Origin of the sequence: Fastidiosibacter lacustris (genome assembly GCF_003428155.1) — a bacterium.
GTDB classification, from domain to species: Bacteria; Pseudomonadota; Gammaproteobacteria; order Francisellales; family Francisellaceae; genus Caedibacter; species Caedibacter lacustris.
The window spans coordinates 206,097-229,662 of sequence record NZ_QLIR01000001.1; the positions used below are offsets into that span (position 1 = coordinate 206,097).

Consider the following 23,566-nt stretch of genomic DNA (forward strand, 5'->3'; position numbering starts at 1 on the left):
CTTCGAAAAAAAACTATTTTATTCATAACGGATACTGACGTTAACATTTATATGAGTCATTTAAGCGATGTAGCACTAGTCGTATTAACCTTGGGTCATATTGTCTAACAAGCTTTTTAAACTGTACAAAGTGCTCATTGCTTCAATCGGCGTTATTTTATTTGGATCAATCGACTCTAGTATATCAATCAGCTCTTTATAGTGAGACTCACGTTGAGTATTTTGATTTTCTGGTATCGGTATTATTGTAAAATCAAAACTTTGTTGAGTTGGAGCATAAGGATCGGTATCTCGCGCTTCAAGGCGTTTTAGGATGCTTTTAGCATTGTTTAAGACATCTTGTGGCACTCCTGCAAGTTTTGCAACTTGTATCCCATAGCTTTTTAAAGCCGCCCCTTCTTTGGCGTGATGTAAAAAGACAATATTATCGCGATATTCAGTTGCCTCAAAGTGAATATTTTCAACGTTGCTGTATTGTGCTGCTAGATGCGTTAATTCAAAATAATGTGTAGCAAATAGCGTGTAAGCTTTAATTTTAATAAGTTTTTCTGCACAAGCCATTGCCAATGCCAACCCATCAAATGTGCTCGTACCTCGACCTACTTCATCCATAAGCACTAGGCTTTTATCACTAGCATTGCGTAAAATATGCGCACACTCTGTCATTTCAACCATAAAAGTAGAACGTCCAGAACTAATATCATCAGCCGCTCCTATACGTGTGAAAATTGCGTCAATTTCACCAATTTGAGCCATTTTGGCAGGCACAAACGAACCAATATGTGCTAAAAAGACAATGTGTGCAATTTGGCGCATATAAGTGGATTTACCACCCATGTTGGGCCCCGTGATAATTTGTAGATGCTTGTGCTCATCTAATTGACTATCATTGGCGATAAAGGGTTGGTTGGAAAGTTGTTCAATAACCAAATGTCTACCTTCTTCGATTTTGATGCCTAGATTATTTGAAAGTATAGGACAGTTTAATTTTAAGCTTATAGCACGCTCAGCAAGATTGGTTAAAACATCAAGTTGTGCAATAGACTTTGCTGTTTGTTGTAATAGTGTATATTGCTCTAATATCTTTTGTAATAGCCTTTGATAAAGGTGTTTTTCATATGTCAATGCTTTTTCGTTACTGCTTAGAATTTTATCTTCAAAGGCTTTAAGTTCAGGTGTAATATAACGTTCAGCATTTTTTAAGGTTTGTCTCCTAGTGTATTCATCTGGTAGCTGAATGCTATGAGTTTTAGAGATTTCGATATAATAACCATGGACTTTATTAAAGTTTACTTTAAGACTGTTAATTCCTGTGCGCTTGCGTTCTTGTTGCTCAAGTTTCATGAGATAAGAACCTGCATTCCTATTAATATTTCTAAGCTCATCAAGTTCAGGATCAAATCCTTCTTTGATCACACCTCCATCGCGAATCGTAACAGGGGGATCATCGATAAGTGCATCATTTAAAAGTGTAACAAGTTCAGGTAATAAGCTTAGCTGATTAGCAAGTTTTATAAGACATGGATCTTGTTGTGTTGATTTAATAATAGATTGTAATTTTGGCAAGATGCTTAATGTGTGACGCAGCGCAATTAAGTCTTTTGGTTTACAAGTGTTAAGTGCTATGCGTGAGGCAATTCGCTCAATATCTTGAGTTTGACTTAACTGAGCTTGAATGCCCTCAATAGCATTTGCTGCCATTAAATCTTTAATTGCGGCTTGCCTTATTTTGAGTAAGGCTTGATCACGTGTAGGTGATTTAAACCATTGCTTTAATAAACGATTACCCAGTGCAGTTCTACATTTATTCATAGTTGCAAAGAGCGTATGCGACTGTTTGCCAGAGAGTGAACTATCAAGTTCAAGGTTTTTGCGAGTTGACGCATCAACGTTTAAGAGTTTGTCATTTTCTTCAATTGAAATACTTTGCAGATGTTTGGGTGTAGCTTTTTGTGTGATCTCAAGGTAGTGTAAAAGTCCACCAGCTGCACAAATCGCAAGGTGGAGCTTGGCTAATTCATCAGTAAGTGTATTTTGACCAAAATAGCCTTGGATGAGTTTTTTAGCACTCATTAATTGAAATTCCCATTGTGGGCGCGCTTGAATGGAAATATCTTCATTGGTAAATAAGTTACGTAGATCACTGGCAAATTCATCTATCACAAGTATTTCTTTAGCTTTTAAACGCGATACTTGATCTAATATTGCTGTGGGTTGTTGAGGAAACTCTAACAAGTGAATTTCACCTTGTGTATACTCAAGATATGCGATCCCAATACGACTCTTGTTTTGAAAGATAGCCATAAGGACATTATTATCATAACTATCAATAAAGCTTTCTTCTGAAACGGTTCCTGGCGTTATAACACGAACAACTTCGCGTGCAACAGGACCTTTACCATTGACATCGCCTATTTGCTCACAAATAGCAATGCTTAAACCTTGTTTGATTAAGCGCGATAAGTAATTTTCAGCCGCGTGATGTGGCACACCTGCCATCGCAATGGACTCACCATTGGATTTCCCACGCGTGGTTAGACTAATATCTAAAAGTTTTGCTGCTTTATGTGCATCTTCATAAAATAATTCATAGAAGTCACCCATGCGATAAAACAAAAGCGTATTAGGATATTGTGATTTAATATGCAAATACTGTTGCATCATTGGAGTGTGTAATGATTCTGCGGGTGCGGACATAGCTCTTAAATATTGACTGAGTTTATTAGCAATTATAACGAGTTTTATTGTAAGCTTATACTCTTTGTTCTTAGTTATCTGTGATAATTTGCATCAACCATTTTTATTTTTGTTGAGTAAAGCATATTCAGCTAATGGCGCGCCATTTCGATCATAAATAATGCCCATGTATTATCTAAATCAATCATGCGATTACTTTCATTTTGACCATACTCAATGAGAAAGGCTCGATCATGAGTTTCTAAATAAAATAAACGGTAGATGAGCACAAAAAACACGATCAGAATGAATAAAAAAGTAAAAACAAAGCGCCAAAAATGCTTGCGTTTTTTTGTCTTGTTGATGATTATTTTTGATTTAGATGAAATCTTCTTATAAGATGTATGCTGCATTCGGCATTTTATAGTTGTAAATTTATACTACTAGTAGTAAGTGTAGCGAAATCTGGCTAAGAGTGTCATTATAGTTTTGATTATATACCAAACAATTTCTGGTTATCCAAGCAGTAAAATAAATAAACGCGTGGGTTGGCAATTGCCTTTTGCAGCCATTATTGGTATACATAACCTAACTTATTTTAAGAAACATTATTTTAGATTTATGCGTAATCATATTGAACAAACTTTAGAAATAATTAAGCGTGGCGCCGATGAGGTCTTGGTTGAAGAAGATTTAATTGAGAAATTAAAGCAAAATAGACCACTTATCGTAAAATTTGGTTGCGACCCAACAGCTCCTGATATCCATCTAGGGCATACCGTTGTGATCAACAAACTACGTCAGTTACAAGATTTAGGACATGAAATACACTTTTTAATTGGCAATTTCACGGCACAAATCGGAGATCCAACGGGAAAGAATACGACTCGACCACCACTTAGTGCCAAAGAAGTAGAAGAAAATGCCAAAACTTATCAGACACAGATTTTTAAGATCCTGGATAAGGAAAAAACAGTTGTTAAGCGTAATGGTGATTGGTTTAATAATATGAGTGCGAGTGATATGATCAAACTTGCCTCTAAACAAACAGTTGCAAGAATGCTTGAGCGCGATGATTTTTCTAAACGTTATAAATCAGGTCAAACCATTGCGATTCATGAATTTTTATATCCCCTTGTTCAAGGTTATGATTCTGTTGCAATGCACGCGGACATTGAGTTAGGTGGAACTGACCAAAAATTTAATTTGTTGATGGGACGAGAATTACAAAAGCAAGCAAATCAGCCACCACAAATCATTATTACTATGCCATTGTTAGAAGGTTTAGATGGTGTTAAAAAAATGTCTAAATCTGCTAACAATTACATTGGTATTGAAGAGTCTGCACAAGAGATGTGTGGTAAAATCATGTCAATTTCAGATGAGCTGATGTGGCGTTATTACGAGCTTTTAAGTTTTAAACCAATGGCAGAAATAAACGCACTAAAACAAGCTGTTCAAAATGGTCAAAACCCACGTGATGTTAAAATTGAGCTCGCAAAAGAAATTATTGCACGTTTCCGTAGTGAAGAAGAAGCCAATAGAGCGCATCAGGACTTTATTGACCGCTTCCAAAAAAATCAAATTCCAGATAATATTCCTGAAGAAACCATTACTATCGCTCAAGACAGAATACCAATTGCCAACCTTCTGAAACTTGTAGGTCTTGTATCTAGTACATCGGAAGCCATTCGCATGATCAAGCAAGGTGCTGTCAAAATAAATGGTGATAGAATTGATGATACTCAGTTGGTATTAAAGCAACAAACCTCAGATATTTATCAAGTTGGGAAAAGAAAGTTTGCTAAGATTAACTTGATATAAAAGGGGTATAGGAGAAAATATGGAAAAGTTTATTCAGGAAGTGCTAGTTGTTTTTATTGCAATAACGGCAATCGTTGTGTTATTTCACGTTTTTATTTTTTTATTTTGGATATTGCTTTTTGCGATAGCTATTACGATTGTTTATCGCATTATTAAATTTATTGTTAATCTGTTCCTACCTAAAAAGAATAATGTGATTGAGCACGAAGATTTGTAGGTATTACAGACGAATATGTGCTTTAAAATGATGGCTTCTTTGAAACACCTAATTGGGGCATTTTCATTGGTGATGTTTATGAGCAGTTGTTCAGAGCAGCGGCAACCTCAAATTAGTAAAAAAGATTTGCAAAGTGGTGAATATGCTCACGAGCTGCGTGCGCATTTGGATGTAAGAGTTGAACAGTTACAACTTTTATTTAGTAGTAAGAGAATTCTTCAAACTTTAGAATATGCAAATCAGCATTTATCAGAAGAGGGGTTCTTATCCCCAGTGCATTATCAAGCCTTAGATCAAGATATGCAAAAGTCTCGTGATACCTATAATGTTCAATTGCTTCTTTACAATGCTTGTGCGATTAAAATAAAGCAGTTTCAGGCAGAGCATCCAGCCTTTGCTGAAATTTTTATAACGAATTTAGTTGGGATGAACGTTTGTCAAACAAACATGACCACAGATTTTTATCAGGCAGATGAAGATTGGTGGAAAAATAGCTATAACAATGGCAAAGGCAAGTTGTTATACGGTGAAATTGAATATGATACTAGTGCTGCTGAAATTGTAGTGCCTATTTACATGCCAATTTATGATTCTCATATACTTATTGGTATTGCTAAAGTGTTGGTATCGGTGAATAGTATTTATAACTAATATCAATATTGTTGCATCTTCATATTGATACAAAGTTGCAAATTTTCTTTGTCACACCGTAAAAGGAATGTTATGTTAGACGCACAGTTTTTGCTGTTTTTTTTTGAAGGATTAATATTCTTTTATGCAATTAGCAACACGATATGGTCAGTTTGGTGGCTGTTATGCTCCTGAAAGCTTAATTCCGACGTTAACTGAGATTGAACAAGGTTTTATCGAAATTCAAAAGGATCAAACTTTTCAAGATGAGCTTCAACGTATGTTACGTGATTATGCTGGACGTGAAACGCCCATTACTTTTATGCGTAATCTTTCTTCTGAATATAATATTCATCTGTATTTAAAGCGCGAGGATTTATTGCATGGTGGCGCCCATAAAACCAATAATACAATTGGTCAGATGCTGTTAGCAAAATATTTAGGCAAAAAACGGGTCATTGCCGAGACTGGAGCTGGGCAACATGGTGTAGCAACAGCTATGACAGGAGCGATGCTAGGTCTTGATGTTGAAATCTATATGGGTGCGGTTGATATTGCAAGGCAAAAGCCCAATGTTGAGCGAATGAGGCTTTTTGGAGCAAAAGTGCATAGTGTGTCTTCGGGTAGTGCTACATTGAAAGATGCTATTAATGATGCTATGCGTGATTGGATCAGTCATGCAGAGGATACCTATTATTGCTTTGGTACAGCTGCTGGTCCTCATCCTTTTCCAAGTTTGGTGCGTTATTTTCAACAAGTCATAGGACACGAAGCAAGAAATCAAATGCTTCTTAAAACAGATAAACTCCCAGATGCCGTGATTGCTTGTATAGGTGGAGGTAGTAATGCTATTGGTATATTTAGTGGTTTTCTGGCAGATGAAAGAGTTATGCTTTATGGTGCTGAACCTGCAGGCAAGGGCATTGAAACAGGTGAGCATGCAGCAACAATGAATAAAGGAAAAGTTGGTGTTTTTCATGGTATGCACTCATTGTTTTTACAAGATGAAGATGGTCAGATTAAAGAACCATACTCCATCTCAGCGGGGTTAGACTATCCTGGCATAGGACCTGAGCATGTTTATTTACAACAAATTAAGCGTGCTCAATATATGGTTATTAGTGATAGCGAGGCTATTAATGCGTTTGAAGAGCTATCTAAAAAAGAGGGCATTATTCCAGCTTTTGAATCGTCACATGCTTTGGCTTTAGCGCTGAAATTAGCTAAAAATGAACTCAAAACCAAAACCATATTAGTCAATTTATCAGGTCGTGGGGACAAAGACTTAGCAAGCTATTTTTTGTATAAAGGTACTATTAATGAATAGATTTAATATGCTTTTTCAGGATAAAAATAAGAAAGTATTTATGCCATTTTTCACTTTGGGGGATCCTGATTTCGACAGAAGTTTAACAATTATTGACGCTGTCATTAGTACCGGAATTGAGGCAATTGAGCTTGGGTTTCCATTTTCTGATCCAATTGCTGACGGTCCTATGAACCAAAGATCAATGGAACGCGCACTAAAATCAGGCATGAAATTTGACCGTTGTATTGAACTTTTAAGCGTTATCCGAATACGCTACCCACAACTGGCTATTGGACTTTTGATTTATTACAACTTATTGTTTAGTCACGGTGAAATAGCATATCAAAAACTCTCTCAGGTTGGTGTAGACGCCGTGGTGTGTGCAGATTTACCACTAGAAGAAGCTAAAGAACACATGGATTTGCTTAAAAAATATAATATTGGCGTAGTGCAAATGATTGCACCTAATTCAAATGATATACGTGTTAGAGTGTTAGCTGATCATAGTAGTGCATTTAATTATGTATTAAGTGGTTTTGGAACGACTGGTGTCAAAGCAGAAATAGCGCCTCAAACGCTCGTGCGAATCAAACAAGTACGAAGCTTAATTGATAAGCCAATGGTGGTGGGGTTTGGTATTTCAAAACCCGCTCATGTCCATGCCGTATGGCAAGCAGGAGGTAATGCGGCTATCGTCGGCAGTTATTTTACTTCTCTTATTGAGCAAAACTTAGGTAATATAACGAACGCAATAAATAAAATGAAACAATTTATACAAGACGTTCACAACTATGCATTATTCTGTTCTACTTAATGAGTCACTTGATGCTTTAGATATTCAACAAGATGGTATCTATATTGATGCTACCTTTGGTCGTGGTGGTCATTCACAAGCAATTCTAGAAAAACTCAATACAGGTCAATTGTTTGCTTTTGATCGTGATTTAGAAGCTATTGAATATGGTAAGGATAACTTTTCTGATTACATTCAGAATCGTAAATTAATACTCATCCACGCGCCATTTTCAACGATGAAAACAGTAATCGATGCACACGGATTAACAGGGAAAATAAATGGAATTTTGCTTGATTTAGGGGTGTCATCACCGCAGTTAGATCAAGCTGAGCGTGGGTTTAGTTTTATGAAAGATGGTCCACTTGATATGCGCATGGATCAAACAAATGGTGTGTCGGCTTTTGACGTGCTTAATAGTCACAGCGTTGAGGAGCTTAGTCTTATTTTCCGTGAGTTTGGTGAAGAGCGTCACGCTTTCCGTATAGCACAAGCAATTAAAACAGCACTTCAATCAGGTGGAGATTTAACACGTACACTTAAGCTTGCAAGCCTTATTGAAAAAACGATTGGTAAGAGAGAAAAAAAACATCCAGCTACTCGCTGTTTTCAAGCGTTAAGAATCTATGTCAATCAGGAGTTGAATGAGATTAGTAAAACCTTGATAGATGCGTTTGAGTTGTTAAAGTCAACAGGACGTTTAACCGTGATTAGTTTTCATTCGTTAGAGGATAGAATTGTGAAACACTTTATGACCAATTTGATTAAACATGAAAATAAAAACCTTCCGCGAGGTTTTCCTGTGTTTGATAACTTTATTCCGCAAGCCAAGTGGATTATAAAACAAGGTAAATCAAATGAAGATGAGCTAAGTAAAAATGTGCGCTCAAGAAGTGCAATCTTAAGAGTGATAGAAAAAATAAAAAAGGTTTGATATGACAAGAGCAGAAGTACGTGCTAAGCTTTTTCAATCTTTTATTAAGAGCACGTTTAACTTTAAAGTTGTGCTGGCATTTGTATTATGCGTGTTGCTTGTTTTATCTGCTTTTATGGTTGTAATTGTGAAATATCAATATAAAACTGCTTTGGATGAAGAGCAAAGACTGTTTTCTCAACGAGAAAACTTGCGTGATCAATGGACACAAATTCTGATTGAGCATAGTACACTTGCCTCACCTTCGCATGTGGAAGAAGTAGCAAAAGAAAATAATATGCACTTACCAACAGTTAAGGAAACAAGGGTGATACAGGTTAATGGCTAAGTTAACTATAAGTAAAAGTTGGCGTTATTATTTTATTACATTTGTCATTGTTGCAGTGATTAGTCTTTTAATTTACAAACTAATTCACATGCAGACAGTCGAATATGATAAGCTTAAAAAAGAAGGTGATAATCGTTCTGAACGCACAGTCGTTAGTAAAGCCTATCGTGGTATGATCAGCGATAGAAACGGAAAACCTTTAGCAATTAGTACACCTGTTGATTCTATTTGGGTAGATCCTTTTTTTGTTAAGGCTGACGATCCCAAGTTTTTAAAAATCCTTGACTTACTAGACTTATCTCAGGATAAGAGAACATCTATTACTGAACGTGTTAAAGCACGAGAGGGTAAAAGTGGTTTTATTTACCTAAAGCGTCAAATTTCACCTTATTTAGCTCAACAAGTTAAAATGATGGATGTTAAAGGGGTCAAGGTTGAACGTGAGTTCAAGCGTTTTTATCCAGATGCAGAGGTTATGGCTCATGTTGTTGGGTTCACTAACATTGATGACAAGGGACAAGAAGGGATTGAACTACAATATGACAGCTATTTAACCGGAAAAGATGGGAAGTACTCGATTCATCGAGATTTAAAAGGTGGGGTTGCCCGCAAAAACGATGATGATATTGCTATTGAACATGGCAATGACATTACTTTAAGTATTGATTGCAAGATTCAATATATAACCTATAAGTATTTAAAAGAAGGGGTGATAAATAATAATGCTGTTGCTGGTTCAGCGGTAATTATTGATGTTAAGACAGGTGAGGTTTTGGCTATGGTCAATTACCCTTCTTATAATCCTAATAACATGTATGATGCAACGCCTGAAAAGCGTAGAAACAGAGTGTTAACGGACGTTTATGAACCAGGGTCGGTAATAAAACCATTTACAGCAATTGCAGGCATGGAGTCAGGAAAATATGACGTCAATACCATCGTTGATACTTCTCCTGGTTACTATAAACTCAATGGTAGTCCAGTAAGAGATTTTCGTAACTATGGAGAAATGGATTTGCGTCATATTTTAATGAAATCTTCTAATGTCGGTATTTCTAGGATTGTGCTATCAATTGATGCCAATGCTTTAGCGGATACCTTACGTAAGTTTGGTTTTGGGCAAATGACCAAAATTGGTTTTCCTGGAGAACGTAGTGGTTATGTACCTAGTCCACGTAAATGGGGAGATTTCCCTTTAGCAACCTTGTCATTTGGTTATGGAATGAATGCAACAGCATTACAAATTGCTCATGCGTATAGTGCAATTGCTAATGGTGGCAAACTTATTTCCCCCACTTTATTAAAACGCAATGAGAATGAAGACGCTTCAGGTTTTCAAGTAATTAACAGCGAAATTGCCAAGAAAATGGTTGATATGTTGACCTCTGTTGTCGAAGGTGTCGGTGGTACGTCATCAAAAGCAAGAATCTCACAGTATCATGTTGCAGGTAAAACTGGTACTGTGCGTAAGGCAATAGCAGGTGGTTATGCTTTAGATAGTTATACAGTTACTTTCGTTGGCATTACACCATCATCCAACCCTAGGATCGTTATAGTTGTTGTTGTCGATGATCCAAAAGGGGAAGCTTATGGCGGTGGTTCAGCGGCGGCACCTATATTTGCACAAATTGCAGAACATGTGTTAATCGTGATGGGGGTTCCAGCGGATAAAGAAAAATAATAATGAATAGCATCAATCTAAGAATCATTCAAAAGATTACTTTTTTTGAATGACTTTCACTTACTCCATTTTATGTTTGAATGAGATGATTTTTCTTCGTTCTTTTTTTGTTGGTTTTGTTGGATTAGGAATGCTAGCTTGATTGAGTTTACGCAATTCTTCTTCATAGCTACGCTTATTCATACTTTCTTGTGTTTCGATATAAAGCTTTTGAGCAATGCTAGCTGATTCACGTATGTTGGATAAAGCTTCTACAATAACTGTTTTGTTATAAAAACCTTGACGAATATCTAATGTGGCTCCAATTTCAACTTTTTTACTGACTTTGCTGCGAGCACCATTGTAATGTACCTTACCACCGTCAATTGCTTCTTTTGCTAGTTGCCTTGTTTTAAAAAAGCGTGCTGCCCATAACCATTTATCTAATCGTACGTCATTACTCATTATGCTTACCGAATCCAATATGTCATATTTTTATACTTATTGAGTTTGTTTTGGAATGCTATACTGATCAACGGTCTGATATTTTATGATCATAAAATATCCCTTAACGCATGGTAACAAGTTCTTCAGCGCTTGTTGGATGAATAGCGATCGTATTATCTAAGTCTTTTTTGGTTGCTCCCATTTGAATTGCAACGGCGAAGCCTTGTAATATTTCATCGACGTCTAAACCAATTAAATGACAGCCAATGACACTTTCTTGCTCGCCAGTGACGATAAGTTTCATGGCAGTTTGCATCCTAAAGCCAGAGATTGCTGAATATAATGGCGTGAATTTACTGGTGTAAATTTTTATATTTTCTTTGCCATATTGCTCAATGGCTTCCTTTTCAGTCAGCCCAATCGTGCCAATAGCAGGATGTGAGAAAACAACTGTTGGAATAAGCTTAGTATCTAGTTTCAAATCATATTCATTATTGAATAGCCTTCTAGAGAGCCTTCTGCCTGCGGCAATTGCAACAGGTGTTAATTGTGCTGAACCCGTAGCATCTCCAATAGCAAAAATATGGTCAACAGTTGTCTTTTGGTACTCATCAACCACAATGGTGCCATCGTTTCTTAATTGTACAGTCGTGTTTTCAAAACCTAGGTTTTTGGTAAATGGTGCGCGTCCTGTTGCCCAAACCAGGCAATCTACATCGACAAAAATTTGCTTATTATTATTAGTGTAAATATCTAATAACCCATTGTCTTTTTTTATTACTTTACTGACATTTGTCATAGTACGTACGTCGAGCTTAAGCATGTGCATGCTTTCAAGCAATTGATCACTTAGCATTTCATCGAAGTCTTTGAGTGGCTTGTCACGTCGTATTAAAAAATGGGTTTCTGTACCAAGTTCATGAAAAGCCCCTGCAATTTCGACACCAATATAGCCACCACCTACGACAACGGCTTTTTTAGGTTGAGTATCAAGCTCAAAGAAATCATCTGAGGTAATACCATACTGAGCACCTGAAATATTACTAGGGGTAAGCGGATATGCGCCTGGGCAAACATAGATGTAATCCGCACTGATTTCAATATTGCCATCAATGATAATAGTGTGGTCATCTTTGAATTTTCCCCAGCCTTTAAAGTAGGTTATTTTTTGAATATCTAACAGTTTGTCATAAAATCTATGGATATTGTCGATATAAGTGTGGCGTTTTTGCTTAAGCAATTGCCAGTCAAAACCCTTAACATCTATATTAAAACCATAACCTGGATAGTCATGCTTTAAATGTGATGCAAGATTAGAGGCATACCACATTGCTTTTTTGGGTACACAACCCCGGTTTACACAAGTGCCACCGAGTTCTTTGGCTTCAATAATTGCGACTTTTTTACCTAGACGCGCGGCTTGTACACCTGCGGCAATGCCACCACTGCCACCACCAATACAAATTAAATCGAAGTGTTGCATAATTTAAATAACGTTTGAGTTAATAAAATTAGGCTCAGTATACTGATCAAGTATAAAGTTGTCATTAGTTAACTGAAACCAAGACAAAACCTTTTGTTACAAGTATTTAAGGTATTTCCAAAGTATGCTTAAATTGTAATAGTAAAGTTCCATTGAAAACAAGAAAATGAGGATAAATAAGCAGGGTTTTACTATAACGAAGAAATGAAAAATATACGGAGCGTACGTGCATCCATTGATGAACTCATTAAGAAATATTGGCACTTATTGGAATAACTATAGTATTGCAAAAAGGTACGAATAAATTTTTTGACCTAAATTTTTAACAAGGTACTTAAAACAACGATCAGTTTTAGTGGTTTTTTATATATTGCAGGAAATTTGATAGCGTTACGGTATAAAAAAGGGGTTCACGGAACTTCAATTTTGCAACGAACTCTTAGTGTCTAAAATGTCTTATTCCTGTGAACACCATTGTGATATTGTGTTGATTGGCAGCATCAATAACCTCTTGATCACGCATGGAGCCACCAGGCTGAATGATGGCACTAATTCCAGATTGAGCTGCGGCATCAACACCATCTCTAAATGGGAAAAAAGCATCTGATGCCATAACTGAATTTTTAACGTTGAGTTTAGCATTTTGAGCTTTTTCAATAGCAATTTTAGAACTAAATACCCGGCTCATTTGTCCTGCACCAATGCCAATTGTCATATTGTCTTTGGCGTAAACGATGGCATTAGATTTAACAAATTTCACTACTTTCCACGCAAATAATAAATCTTGCAGCTGTGCTTGTGTTGGTTTTTTATTGGTGACAATTGTTAGCTCATTAGCGCTGACTGTTCGTATATCTTTATCCTGCACCAATAAGCCACCATCAATTTTTTTAAACTCAAGTTCATTTGATGTTACACTTTGATTATAACCACAGGCAAGTACACGTACATTAGGCTTTTTAGCAAGTACGATCAGTGCTTCGTGACTAACTTCAGGTGCGATAATAACTTCAACAAATTGCCGCTCAATAATAGCTGTTGCTGTTTGAGCATCAAGCATTATATTAAAAGCAATAATTCCGCCAAAGGCTGAGGTTGGATCACACTGAAATGCTTTTTGATAAGCTTCAGTTGAGTTGCTGGCTGTCGCTACGCCACATGGGTTAGCATGTTTGACAATAACGCAGCTGGGTAAATCAAAACTTTTAACGCATTGAAGAGCAGCGTCACTATCGGCAATGTTGTTATAAGATAATACTTTTCCTTGTAATTGTTTAGCATGAGCAACACAAGCATTTAGATAGCCTTTTTCAATGTAAAGTGCTGCTTTTTGATGTGGATTTTCGCCATAACGCATGTCTTCGATTTTTTGATATTGAAGATTAATGGTAGTTGGAAAATTCTGTTCTTTTTTACCTGTTTGTGGATTGAATTTACCAAGATGGTTAGCTATCATACCATCGTATTGTGCAGTATGTTCAAAGGTCTTGCACGCAAGTTTAAAGCGTGTCTGAAAATCAAGTGCACCATTGTTCGTAGCAAGTTTATTTGCAACCTCACTATAATCGTTAGGGTCACAAATAACAGCTACATCTTGGTGATTTTTAGCAGCAGAGCGAAGCATTGTAGGACCGCCAATGTCGATGTTTTCAATCGTGTCTTCAAAAGTGACGTTAGGTTTCTCAATCGTTTGTTTGAAAGGATAGAGATTAACAATAACAAGATCAATTGAACGAATATCGTGTTGTTGCATTACTTGATCATCTATACTACGTCGTCCTAATAATCCTCCGTGTATTTTCGGATGAAGTGTTTTCACTCGACCATCCATCATTTCAGGAAATCCTGTATAATCAGACACTTCGATAACGGGAATGTTTGCATCACTTAATAGTTTTGCCGTACCTCCAGTGGATAGAATTTCGATATTAAGCTTATGTAATTGATGGGCAAATTCAATGATATTGGTTTTATCAGAAACGCTGATCAAAGCGCGTTTAATCGATCTCATTGGTTTGATTCTCCAAAAGTGAGAGTTAAAAGCGTTTGAATTGTAACATGGATTTATACTTTAAGCGGTTATAATTTATAGTTTTTACCAAGAGAATGGTATTTGTACAATTTATATGTCAAGTTAATGAATTTAAGACATAATTAACTTCTACTTTTTATCGTTTTGTTTTTTTATCTTAAGGTAATGTTAAAAATAATTTTATTTTGTGATTAAATCCTGTTATCTCTCCAGCCAAGCGCCTTTTCAAGGCGATTGTACTAGACACGTTGCGATTTGGACAGCTGCCATATTAAATGGTGTGAACCCCAAAAGCATAAGAAATTACGATAGCTTGCTTAGCAAATATTTTGATCCATTCATTAAAAAAGGTTATGGGGCATATAAGCCAATAATAAAAAATTCTGCTTTGGGCGACTTAGTCGAAAAAGATGATTTTGAACAGATTTTCTCCTCAGAAAGAATGCTTCAGCAGCAATCTCAAGTAGTAAACCATGATTCTAATTTTTCTATTTAAAGTTTTATAAATACAGGCGTTCACGTCAATTTTTCAAAGATCTTGCAACTATAACTGGCCATTAATTAATATAATTTTGCTATTGAAGGCATTTATGGTAGATTCAATGCTCATTCATCCATGTTTCAAGTATAACACAAGCAGCCAAAGCGTCGACTTTTAAGTGGCGGTTAGATTTATTTTGTACTTCTTCTAAACGCCAACGTGCTTCGCGTGTTGAAAATGTTTCTGGAATTAAATGAACAGGTTTTTGATAACGTTGTTTAATTTTCTCTGCAAACGCGCGGGTTTGTTCTGTGATTTTGGTTTCTTGATCTTTGGCATCAATTGGTAAACCAATCACAATGTCAGTGGGGCGCCATTGTTTAATGATTTTATCTAATTCCTTCCATTGAGGCTCACCTTTTTTAGCAGATATTGTGGCAATAGGAGTGGCAGTTTTGGTGATCATTTGACCACTTGCAACGCCAATGCGTGAATTACCAAAATCAAATCCGATAAGTTTATGCATGACCAAAGCCATGGTAAAGCTGTGCAGGACCCTTTAAACCAGCAAGGTTAAAAGTTTGTTCCCACTTAAAATGATCTTCTTTAGCAAAAAGAATATCATGATTAATCTGTGTGTTAAGCCAGCTATTTTGCTTAAATTCATTTAATAATTGATCATGCGCCCAATTGCTGTAACCTGCAATAATAAGGTATTGTTTAGGTGTAATATTCTGCGCAAGGTCAAGTAAAATATTAGGGCTTGTGGTAACAATGAGCTCATCGGTAATTTGAATGCTTGAGTCATAGCTATGCGAGTATGGTGTGCGATATAAAACAAAGACATTTTTAATATTCACAGGTCCACCAACATGAATGGACTTGGTTAACACATCATGGTTGGTATGACTATAATCAATCTGTAATTCTTTAAATAAATCTTTTAGTTTATGTTTAAGTGGTTTATTAACCATGAGTCCCACTACACTGTGTTTATCATCTTGATACATAACAATAACAGAACGTTCAAATGTACGATCCTGCAAATTAGGCATAGCAATTAAAAATTGATTTGTTAAGCTATAGAACATATGTTTAAAGTTACTTAAGTTATTCAGACTAATGATTTTAATCAAAGTTGCGATAGGAGTCATATTAAATGACCAAAAAAACCAAGTTTTTTTAACAAAACGCAAAGAAAGTCAACATTTAGCAGGTTTATGGGAATTTCCGGGTGGAAAAATTAAGCCTAATGAAAGTCCCGAAGCTGCATTAATACGTGAATTAAAGGAAGAAGTAGGAATCTATGCTAAGAATATTAGACTTCTTATGGTTAAAACCCATAACTATGGCGATAAAGTAGTGGAGCTTAATTGTTATATTGTAAACTCCTATAGTGATCTCCCTATGCCAAAAGAGAATCAACAAGGCAAGTGGATTCTTATTGAGATGCTAAGTAGACTTAAGGTTCCTCGCGCTAATCATGAAATTATTGAAGCGCTATTACAACAATTAAACTCTAGCGGTAATATATGATTATCGTGCAATATTCCGATTAAGAATGATGTTGTGCTGTTTAATCGCAGAAAAGCTGTCAATGCCAATTAATTTATTTTTGAGCGTTTTTTAATGCTTATATTGTTTAAGTAAATCTTGCATGACGATATTGCAAACATTGCGAATCCAGCGGTTTTTCTTATCATGCTTTAAACGTTCAGGATAAGATAGTTTAAATGGGAACTGAGGTATCTCAAAAGGTAAGGGAAGGTACTTTTTGTTGAAAATTTGAGTAATTATCGTTGATGTTGTCATGACGTATCTGTCTTGTAGCATTTCTACTGCTGTTCTTAAACTACTGATTTTTAAGCAGATATTACGTGGTTCAGGGCGACCAATAATGTCTAAAAGCAGATTGTCACTTGCAAAGACGATATGTGGTAATTTAATATATTCTTCGTAGGTAATTGATTTTTTGCTATCATCAAAATAGCGATCATGCATGAGCACACTTTGCTCATAGCTATAGACTTCATCGTTATAACCTTCAATATGGGTTGGAATACCTATGATGACATCAGTATTTTTAAAATCGTGATCATAGGGTTGTAGACCGGTATACGAAAGCGTTGTGAGATTAATTTTATGCTTATTGTTATAGTTTAAAAACTTTTCAATAATCGCTTTAGCGCAAATTTCAGTTAATGCTTCAGTCATTTGGATTGTTACAACAGTCTGTGTGGTGTAGGGGTTGAAATCATGATCTGACATTAAGACCAGCATTTCATCTGTAATGCGGATAATTGGATTCAGCATATCACTTGCTTTAGGTGTAAGCCTCATTTTATTACCATCACGTACCAAAAGCTCATCTTTAAACATTATTCTAAGTTTGCCTAAGCGCATGGTAATAGCTGGTTGTGAAACGTTCATAAGCTTTGCGGTAACACTGATGTTCTTCTCAATAAGTAAATGTCGTAAAATGATCAAATCACTACTATCCATAAATGACTCCAATGAACTATTATTTAGAGTTTATATTTTATATAAACCATAGCAGAAGTTTTTGTAAATGCTATTTTTGATTATATTTTAAACTATGTTCTGTGAACCAAATAGCTTGGTGATTGGCAGGTTATAAGTGCAAACAAAACAACACAACCAATCACATTGAAGATTATAACGATAAACCAACAAAATTTGTAAGCGAGTTTATTAGCTTTTTAGCAAAAGTGTTGCCCAAATTGCTTATTTTAAAACTCACAGACTGGAAGCTTGAACTCTAAAGTTCAGTTATATTTACCCATCTACGCATATAATAAGGACTGACGTTATGAGTTTAAGTAGTAGCTAAAGACATATTTTGTTTGACTCTACAAGGCGATTTTTGGATATATCAAGATACATTAATCAGTATATTAATTAGGGCATACCAAATTGTAATTTCCAAACTTGATCTATCAAAATATAGATAATGGCACTAATGCGAGTGGCAACTACTGATATGGTTGCTACCTTATCACTTACAGATCAAACCATCATATTTACTTCGCTAGAATTCCTTCATGCACTACTTATCTATAGCACTTATTTCTTATGTTACGGTAGACATGTCAAATTTACTGTTTATATTAACTGCATCTCTTCTATTACTAAGTGTGATCACTGGGATTCTAGTAAGAGCCTCCAAATCTAAGTAAGACTAAACATGTAATGATAAGAATTTATAAATTTACTTGCAATATGGAGTAGTTTTGTTCAGACTACGGTTTTAAGATGATGACAAATTATTGAGTAAATTATAGACATGGAATTATATTCAGATAATAAGATTCAAATTTTTGATGTACTTAATCGTATCCTAGAATTAGAGATGGCTGGTGTTGTCAGATATACTCATTATTCTTTAATGATCATTGGTCATGGTCGAATTCCGATCGTGAGTTGGATGCGTTCACAAGCACAAGAAAGTCTCAATCATGCGACACAGGCAGGGGAAATGATCACACATTTTGGTCAACATCCATCGTTAAAAATTGCAACCTTAACTGAAACCCATAAGCATAATATTGATGAGATTTTAAAAGAAAGCTTGGAACATGAACATCTAGCCTTAAAGCTTTATCGTGAGTTATTAAAACTTTCAGAAGGTCAGTCAATCCTCTTGGAGGAATATGCAAGAGGCTTAATTGTTGAAGAGGAAACACATATAGGCGAAGTAGAGAAGATGCTGAAAAAGCCAGTATAGCTTTACTGATTAGGTTTTTGGTTAGTTTTTAATTATGATTGAGTGGTCATCGTTGTTACGGTATTTGCAATATGCACTGTGCGCTGTGGAAAGGGAATTTCAATATTGTTTTCATCAAAACAAAGTTTAACAGACTCATTTAGATGCCATTTTGTTTCAAAGTAATCAGCTCTGTTTGTCCAATAGCGAACAATTAAGTTGACACTATTATCTCCAAGCGCGTCAACACGTACGATAGGTTGTTTATCATCGATTTTAATGATTTTTTCATTTTGATCAACTAATTGTTGCAATAGCTTTTTGGCAAGTAATAGATCACTACTATAACCAATACCAATGATAAAATCATTGCGGCGAAATTCATTGTTTGAAAAATTAGTAATAATGCGAGAAGTGACAAGGCTATTAGGGACTTTTATTTCTCTCCCATCTGTTGTCCTAAGTGTACAAAAAACAAAACTAATGCTTTCTACAGTGCCAGATGTACCACCTAGATCAACAAATTCTCCAATCTTAAAAGGACGAGTAGAAACGATCATAATACCAGAGACGACAATATTAGCAGATGTTCTAAGCGACATACCAATACCAACAAGTACAGCAGCAATGCCTGCGGTGAAAGGTGTCGTAGAAATACCAAGCGTATTTAAGGCAATCAGGATGACAAAGATAACCAAAAAGACGTGCATGATTTGCATCAAAAACATGGTTACAGCTTTATCTAATCGAGTCTTAAACAATACTTTTTGAGTATTATTTTTGATGATTTTGGCAGCAATTAAGCCAACTACCAGAATAATAATTGCAATGACTATTTGTGGTAAGTATTCAAGGATTAAGTTTAATAGCCACTGAAAATATTGATTAAAGTTTTGGATGCTCATCTCCATAAATGCATTCCTAATTTAAGATTTTATGTTTTGTAGTGGCTTATAAAGATACAAGAAGTAGGAAATAGTGCAAGTTGAAAATTGCTTATTTTAATCAATCACTTCATTGATTTGGTGACTATCTGTTTTACTGGCGCTATGTATATATTTATTTAAGAATGGGCGCGATAACCACATTAATAATGCAATAACAAGAGTTACAATTCCAATTTGTGCAAAGACACTTGTATAAACGTGCAAGCTTTCAAGTGTGGTTAATTCTATACCTGTTGGCGGAGAGGTTAGGTTTCCTACATAAGCACCCAAAGGTCCTGCAAGCATACTTGTTAGAAACCATATTCCCATTACAAATCCTGACATAGCACGTGGGCAAAGTTCCGCAACCATTGCAATACCAAGACCGGATACCAATAGCTCACCAATAGATTGTAATGTATAAGTTAAAACCATCCACCAAGGAGAGGCTAAACCTGTTTCTGCTGCTGTGAAGCGTGGTAGATATAAAACTAAGAAAGCAAGACCACATAAAGTCATACCAAAACAGAATTTAGTTACATGTGTACCTGGAATTTTTTTATAGAGCACTGCTAAAATGGGTGAAACAATAACGATGACAAGAGGATTTAGAACTTGATAAGATGCAGCGGGGATTACCCAGCCAAAAACATTATTATCAATATTATGAAGTGCAAAGAAGGTCAGTGAAGTTGGCATTTGGTTGTATAAAACAAAGAACACAATTCCTTCTAGGATTAGTAAGAAAGCAATCAGCATTCTAGTACGGTCAGAGCCTTTAAGTGACAGTGCAGTTTTTAGGAAGTATAAGAAGCCACCAGCTACAACGATGTATACAATGGTATAGCAAATTGTGGTGTGTGGTAACAACTTGCCAAACACAATAACGGCAACAATTGAAGTAACAATTACAGTGATTAAACGTCCAAAAACCATTGGCTTGGCGCCTGCTTCCGTAGAGATTGAACCAAGTACTTTGTAAAACACGAAATAATTTAATAGTCCAAGCAGTAAGCCAAAAGAACTGATCCAAAAGGCTGCTTCCCAGCCGAACTGTTGAGCGGCAATAGGGGCAATAAGAATAGAAACAAACGAACCTAAGTTAATTGCCATGTAATATAAAGTCATTGCACCATCTAATGCAGGATCTCCTTTTTCATAAAGTTTAGAGATTAATGAAGAGGGATTTGCTTTAAAAAGAGCATTACCAACGATGATACCACCAAGTGCATAAAAAATGGTATCTTGATTGGATAAAGCTAAGGCAATATAAGAAATAAGTAATATAATTGCACCTAAAGCAACCGTGCGTTTTGCTCCTAAGTATTTGTCACCAACGTAGCCCCCCACCCAAACAAAGCCATACACAAAAGCCGAAAAGGAACCAAAGGTATAAATACTGAGCTCTTGGCTAAAGCCTAAGTAGCTAACAAAATAAAGTGCTAGAATTGCTTGCGTGGCATAATAACCAAAACGTTCCCATAATTCAATTCCCCAGATTACCCAAAATGGTTTAGGCAAGCCACGTGAGGCAAGGACCTCATTAGACATATTCATCCCCTTAAAACATTATAAAGTTGAACAAAATATAAACTTCCATTGCCCATCATTCCGCAGTATTTTTTGAAGCACGATGGGTAATAGGTATGTTTGGCTGGAAATACTAAAGCTTATTGTGTATTCTCAGTTTGCTTTATTGGTCAGCGCAGTTCCCTGTTAGAGGTACTAACTTCAAACCTCCTATCCTGGAATAGTTATAAATTGTTTTGAAAGTGAAAGCAACTGTTTAGTTGTAATTTATTACAGGTGCTCACGTCATTTACGAATACCACAGATAAGCGCCCATTCATCTTTAAACACTGGCTTTGACAATGTAAAATATTGACTGAAAATTTCACTTACTTCATCAACTTGCTCTTGCAAAATGCCGGATAGTGCAAGCTTGCCACCCATTTTGACATAACTTGCGATGGTAGCTGCTAGCTCAATCAAAATGCCAGCTAAAATATTAGCAATAAGTATATCAGCTGCAAGTGGCATTGGTACATCCTGTGGCAAGCAAGGTGAAAAACCAACAACGATAGTATTTTTATCAGCGTTTGCTTTGCTTGCGATGATAGCTTGTGGATCATTGTCAATCGCAATAACCGATTTAGCACCTAGTTTTCTTGCTGCAATACCCAAAATTCCTGAGCCTGTGCCAAAGTCTATAACGCTTTCACCACCTTTTATTTCGCGATCCAACCAGTTTAAGCACAAGGCAGTTGTTTGGTGTGTTCCTGTACCAAATGCTAGACCTGGGTCCAGTAAAACATTTATTTGATTAGGGTCGTGGCTTGGCGGTACAAACCAACTAGGATAAATCCAAAGTTTTTGACCAAATTGCATCGGTTGAAAATCGTTCATCCAAGCACGTGTCCAGTCTTGGTCAGCAAATTCACGTACTTTGATTTCACCAATGATAAACAGTTTCAGTCGACTTTGATTGAGTTTGATAGTAACTTTATTATGATCATACTTTTCAGTAAAAAGTGCAACTAACACTACTTCATCCCATAGTGGGTTTTCACCTACTTTTGGCTCAAGGATAGGTTGATCTTTAGCATCTTGATAGCTAATAGAGCAAGCACCTTCTTCTATTAAAAAATTTTCTAATGTAGAAAGGTGAACTTGTAAACAAGTTAGTGAGAGTTCTTTCCAAAGCATAATAATTACGCTTTCTCTTTTTCAAGCATTTTTTCGAGAAAATGAATATTGGTTCCACCATTTTGGAAGTCACGATTAGCAAGAATTTTATGGTGAAGTGGAATATTAGTTTTGATTCCGCTGATAATCATCTCTTCTAACGCACTTTGCATGCGCTGAATGGCAATATCACGAGTGCGTGCATGAACGATTACCTTTGCAATCATCGAGTCATAGTTAGGTGGCACGAAGTATTGTGAGTAGATATGTGAGTCGACTCGAACTCCAGGACCACCAGGGGCATGATAAATTTCAATTTTTCCAGGACAAGGTAGCATTTTCTCAGGGTCTTCAGCATTAATACGGCATTCTATTGCATGCCCTGTAATTTTAATGTCTTCTTGATTGAAGCTTAATGTTCCACCTGAGGCAATGCGAATTTGCTCTTTAATCAAATCAATATTAGTAATAGATTCAGTGACAGGATGTTCTACCTGGATACGAGTGTTCATTTCAATGAAGTAAAACTCACCATTTTCATATAGAAACTCAAAAGTACCTGCTCCACGATATTTAAGTATTGTGCATGCTTCCACGCAGCGTTGACCAATTTTTTTGCGTTGTTCATCAGTCAAACCGAGTGCTGGTGCTTCTTCAATGACTTTTTGATGTCGGCGTTGAGTTGAACAATCACGCTCAAATAAGTGAATAGCATTACCCTGCCCATCACCAAATACTTGAATTTCAATATGTCGTGGATTTTCTAAGAACTTTTCCATATAGACCATATCGTTATTAAAAGCCATTTTGGCTTCGGCTTGTGTCATTTCGATAAATTTAAGCAAGTCTTCTTTTTTACGCACAACTCGCATACCACGACCGCCACCGCCTCCAGCTGCTTTGATCATAATGGGATAACCAATTTCATCTGCCATGGCAAGGTTTTTTTGAGGGTCTTTACTAATCGGACCATTTGAGCCTGGAACGCATGGAACTCCCGCTTTTTTCATGTTTTGAATTGCAGCAACCTTGTCTCCCATGATGCGAATGCTTTCGGCACGTGGACCTATAAAAATGAAGCCGCTTTTTTCAACAGACTCAGCAAATTCGGCATTTTCAGACAAAAAGCCATAACCTGGATGTATGGCATCAGCACCTGATAATTCAGCTGCTGCGATGATTGCTGGAATGTTTAAATAACTTTGTGTAGGGTTTGCAGGACCAATACAGATTGTTTCATCTGCAAGTTTAACGTGCATTAAATCCCGATCAGTTGTCGAATGAACCGCAACGGTTCTAATCCCAAGCTCTCGACAAGCGCGTAAAATTCTAAGTGCAATTTCGCCGCGATTGGCGATAAGGAGTTTTTTAATCATATGAGACCTATTTATTTCTATTTATCTTATCGATATGAAGT

The 23,566-nt window shown here is 36.2% G+C and carries 23 protein-coding genes; 11 read left to right on the top strand and 12 right to left on the bottom strand.

Features of this window, described 5'->3' with window-relative positions:
- Window positions 1-84 precede the first annotated feature (84 nt).
- Window positions 85-2,697 carry a DNA mismatch repair protein MutS gene (gene mutS / locus DNJ77_RS01070; protein ID WP_116963144.1) on the bottom strand — a complete coding sequence of 871 codons (2,613 nt, stop codon included), beginning with the start codon at window positions 2,695-2,697 and terminating at the stop codon, window positions 85-87.
- 131 nt (window positions 2,698-2,828) lie between these two features.
- Window positions 2,829-3,089 carry a hypothetical protein gene (locus DNJ77_RS01075; protein WP_116963145.1) on the bottom strand — a complete coding sequence of 87 codons (261 nt, stop codon included), beginning with the start codon at window positions 3,087-3,089 and terminating at the stop codon, window positions 2,829-2,831.
- A 208-nt stretch (window positions 3,090-3,297) separates the two neighbouring features.
- Between DNJ77_RS01075 and tyrS the strand changes: the two genes are divergently transcribed.
- From tyrS to DNJ77_RS01115, 8 genes are all read left to right on the top strand, one after another.
- Window positions 3,298-4,500: a tyrosine--tRNA ligase gene (gene tyrS / locus DNJ77_RS01080; RefSeq protein ID WP_116963194.1), complete on the top strand. Its 1,203-nt coding sequence runs from the start codon at window positions 3,298-3,300 to the stop codon at window positions 4,498-4,500.
- 19 nt (window positions 4,501-4,519) lie between these two features.
- Window positions 4,520-4,717, top strand: coding sequence for a hypothetical protein (locus DNJ77_RS01085; protein ID WP_116963146.1), 198 nt, complete (start codon window positions 4,520-4,522; stop codon window positions 4,715-4,717).
- 78 nt (window positions 4,718-4,795) lie between these two features.
- Entirely contained in the window at window positions 4,796-5,368 is a 573-nt protein-coding gene (locus DNJ77_RS01090; RefSeq protein ID WP_157966533.1) for a hypothetical protein, read from the top strand.
- Between the two features lie 124 nt (window positions 5,369-5,492).
- Window positions 5,493-6,674 carry a tryptophan synthase subunit beta gene (trpB, locus tag DNJ77_RS01095; RefSeq protein WP_116963148.1) on the top strand — a complete coding sequence of 394 codons (1,182 nt, stop codon included), beginning with the start codon at window positions 5,493-5,495 and terminating at the stop codon, window positions 6,672-6,674.
- Window positions 6,667-7,470, top strand: a complete 804-nt coding sequence (trpA, locus tag DNJ77_RS01100; RefSeq protein WP_116963149.1) for a tryptophan synthase subunit alpha — start codon at window positions 6,667-6,669, stop codon at window positions 7,468-7,470. Before trpB ends, trpA begins: the two co-directional genes overlap by 8 nt.
- Window positions 7,448-8,383 carry a 16S rRNA (cytosine(1402)-N(4))-methyltransferase RsmH gene (gene rsmH, locus DNJ77_RS01105; RefSeq protein ID WP_116963150.1) on the top strand — a complete coding sequence of 312 codons (936 nt, stop codon included), beginning with the start codon at window positions 7,448-7,450 and terminating at the stop codon, window positions 8,381-8,383. The genes trpA and rsmH overlap by 23 nt, the downstream gene beginning before the upstream one ends.
- Before the next feature lies 1 nt (window position 8,384).
- Entirely contained in the window at window positions 8,385-8,711 is a 327-nt protein-coding gene (ftsL, locus tag DNJ77_RS01110) for a cell division protein FtsL (protein WP_116963151.1), read from the top strand.
- Window positions 8,704-10,392, top strand: a complete 1,689-nt coding sequence (locus DNJ77_RS01115; protein ID WP_239986703.1) for a peptidoglycan D,D-transpeptidase FtsI family protein — start codon at window positions 8,704-8,706, stop codon at window positions 10,390-10,392. Before ftsL ends, DNJ77_RS01115 begins: the two co-directional genes overlap by 8 nt.
- A 60-nt stretch (window positions 10,393-10,452) precedes the next feature.
- Here the strand turns inward: DNJ77_RS01115 and hslR are convergent, their stop codons facing one another.
- From hslR to purH, 3 genes are all read right to left on the bottom strand, one after another.
- Window positions 10,453-10,836: a ribosome-associated heat shock protein Hsp15 gene (gene hslR / locus DNJ77_RS01120; RefSeq protein WP_116963152.1), complete on the bottom strand. Its 384-nt coding sequence runs from the start codon at window positions 10,834-10,836 to the stop codon at window positions 10,453-10,455.
- A gap of 103 nt (window positions 10,837-10,939) precedes the next feature.
- Window positions 10,940-12,301: a glutathione-disulfide reductase gene (gorA, locus tag DNJ77_RS01125; protein ID WP_116963153.1), complete on the bottom strand. Its 1,362-nt coding sequence runs from the start codon at window positions 12,299-12,301 to the stop codon at window positions 10,940-10,942.
- A 439-nt stretch (window positions 12,302-12,740) separates the two neighbouring features.
- Window positions 12,741-14,312, bottom strand: a complete 1,572-nt coding sequence (gene purH, locus DNJ77_RS01130; protein ID WP_204723347.1) for a bifunctional phosphoribosylaminoimidazolecarboxamide formyltransferase/IMP cyclohydrolase — start codon at window positions 14,310-14,312, stop codon at window positions 12,741-12,743.
- Between the two features lie 208 nt (window positions 14,313-14,520).
- Here purH and DNJ77_RS01135 point away from each other — a divergent pair, with 208 nt between their 5' ends.
- Window positions 14,521-14,829 (top strand): hypothetical protein, encoded by a 309-nt coding sequence (locus tag DNJ77_RS01135; protein WP_116963155.1) that lies wholly within the window; start codon window positions 14,521-14,523, stop codon window positions 14,827-14,829.
- A 103-nt stretch (window positions 14,830-14,932) separates the two neighbouring features.
- Here the strand turns inward: DNJ77_RS01135 and ruvX are convergent, their stop codons facing one another.
- The gene (gene ruvX, locus DNJ77_RS01140; protein ID WP_239986705.1) at window positions 14,933-15,340 is read right to left on the bottom strand and encodes a Holliday junction resolvase RuvX; all 408 of its coding nucleotides are present in this window, start codon (window positions 15,338-15,340) and stop codon (window positions 14,933-14,935) included.
- Complete coding sequence (locus DNJ77_RS01145; protein ID WP_157966534.1) at window positions 15,333-15,905, bottom strand: YqgE/AlgH family protein; 573 nt, start codon at window positions 15,903-15,905, stop codon at window positions 15,333-15,335. Before DNJ77_RS01145 ends, ruvX begins: the two co-directional genes overlap by 8 nt.
- Window positions 15,906-15,936: 31 nt before the next feature.
- Here DNJ77_RS01145 and mutT point away from each other — a divergent pair, with 31 nt between their 5' ends.
- Complete coding sequence (gene mutT / locus DNJ77_RS01150) at window positions 15,937-16,350, top strand: 8-oxo-dGTP diphosphatase MutT (RefSeq protein ID WP_116963158.1); 414 nt, start codon at window positions 15,937-15,939, stop codon at window positions 16,348-16,350.
- Between the two features lie 90 nt (window positions 16,351-16,440).
- Here the strand turns inward: mutT and DNJ77_RS01155 are convergent, their stop codons facing one another.
- Complete coding sequence (locus tag DNJ77_RS01155) at window positions 16,441-17,316, bottom strand: LysR family transcriptional regulator (RefSeq protein WP_116963159.1); 876 nt, start codon at window positions 17,314-17,316, stop codon at window positions 16,441-16,443.
- 802 nt (window positions 17,317-18,118) lie between these two features.
- On the opposite strand from DNJ77_RS01155, the gene DNJ77_RS01160 reads away from it, so the two are divergent.
- A complete protein-coding gene (locus tag DNJ77_RS01160; protein ID WP_116963160.1) occupies window positions 18,119-18,559 on the top strand; it encodes a ferritin-like domain-containing protein in 441 nt (146 codons plus the stop codon).
- A gap of 32 nt (window positions 18,560-18,591) precedes the next feature.
- Here the strand turns inward: DNJ77_RS01160 and DNJ77_RS01165 are convergent, their stop codons facing one another.
- From DNJ77_RS01165 to accC, 4 genes are all read right to left on the bottom strand, one after another.
- The gene (locus tag DNJ77_RS01165; RefSeq protein WP_116963161.1) at window positions 18,592-19,449 is read right to left on the bottom strand and encodes a mechanosensitive ion channel family protein; all 858 of its coding nucleotides are present in this window, start codon (window positions 19,447-19,449) and stop codon (window positions 18,592-18,594) included.
- Between the two features lie 90 nt (window positions 19,450-19,539).
- Window positions 19,540-21,021 (bottom strand): oligopeptide:H+ symporter, encoded by a 1,482-nt coding sequence (locus DNJ77_RS01170; protein ID WP_420810598.1) that lies wholly within the window; start codon window positions 21,019-21,021, stop codon window positions 19,540-19,542.
- A 258-nt stretch (window positions 21,022-21,279) separates the two neighbouring features.
- Entirely contained in the window at window positions 21,280-22,170 is an 891-nt protein-coding gene (prmA, locus tag DNJ77_RS01175) for a 50S ribosomal protein L11 methyltransferase (RefSeq protein ID WP_116963163.1), read from the bottom strand.
- A 5-nt stretch (window positions 22,171-22,175) separates the two neighbouring features.
- Window positions 22,176-23,525 (bottom strand): acetyl-CoA carboxylase biotin carboxylase subunit, encoded by a 1,350-nt coding sequence (accC, locus tag DNJ77_RS01180; RefSeq protein ID WP_116963164.1) that lies wholly within the window; start codon window positions 23,523-23,525, stop codon window positions 22,176-22,178.
- Between the last annotated feature and the right edge of the window lie 41 nt (window positions 23,526-23,566).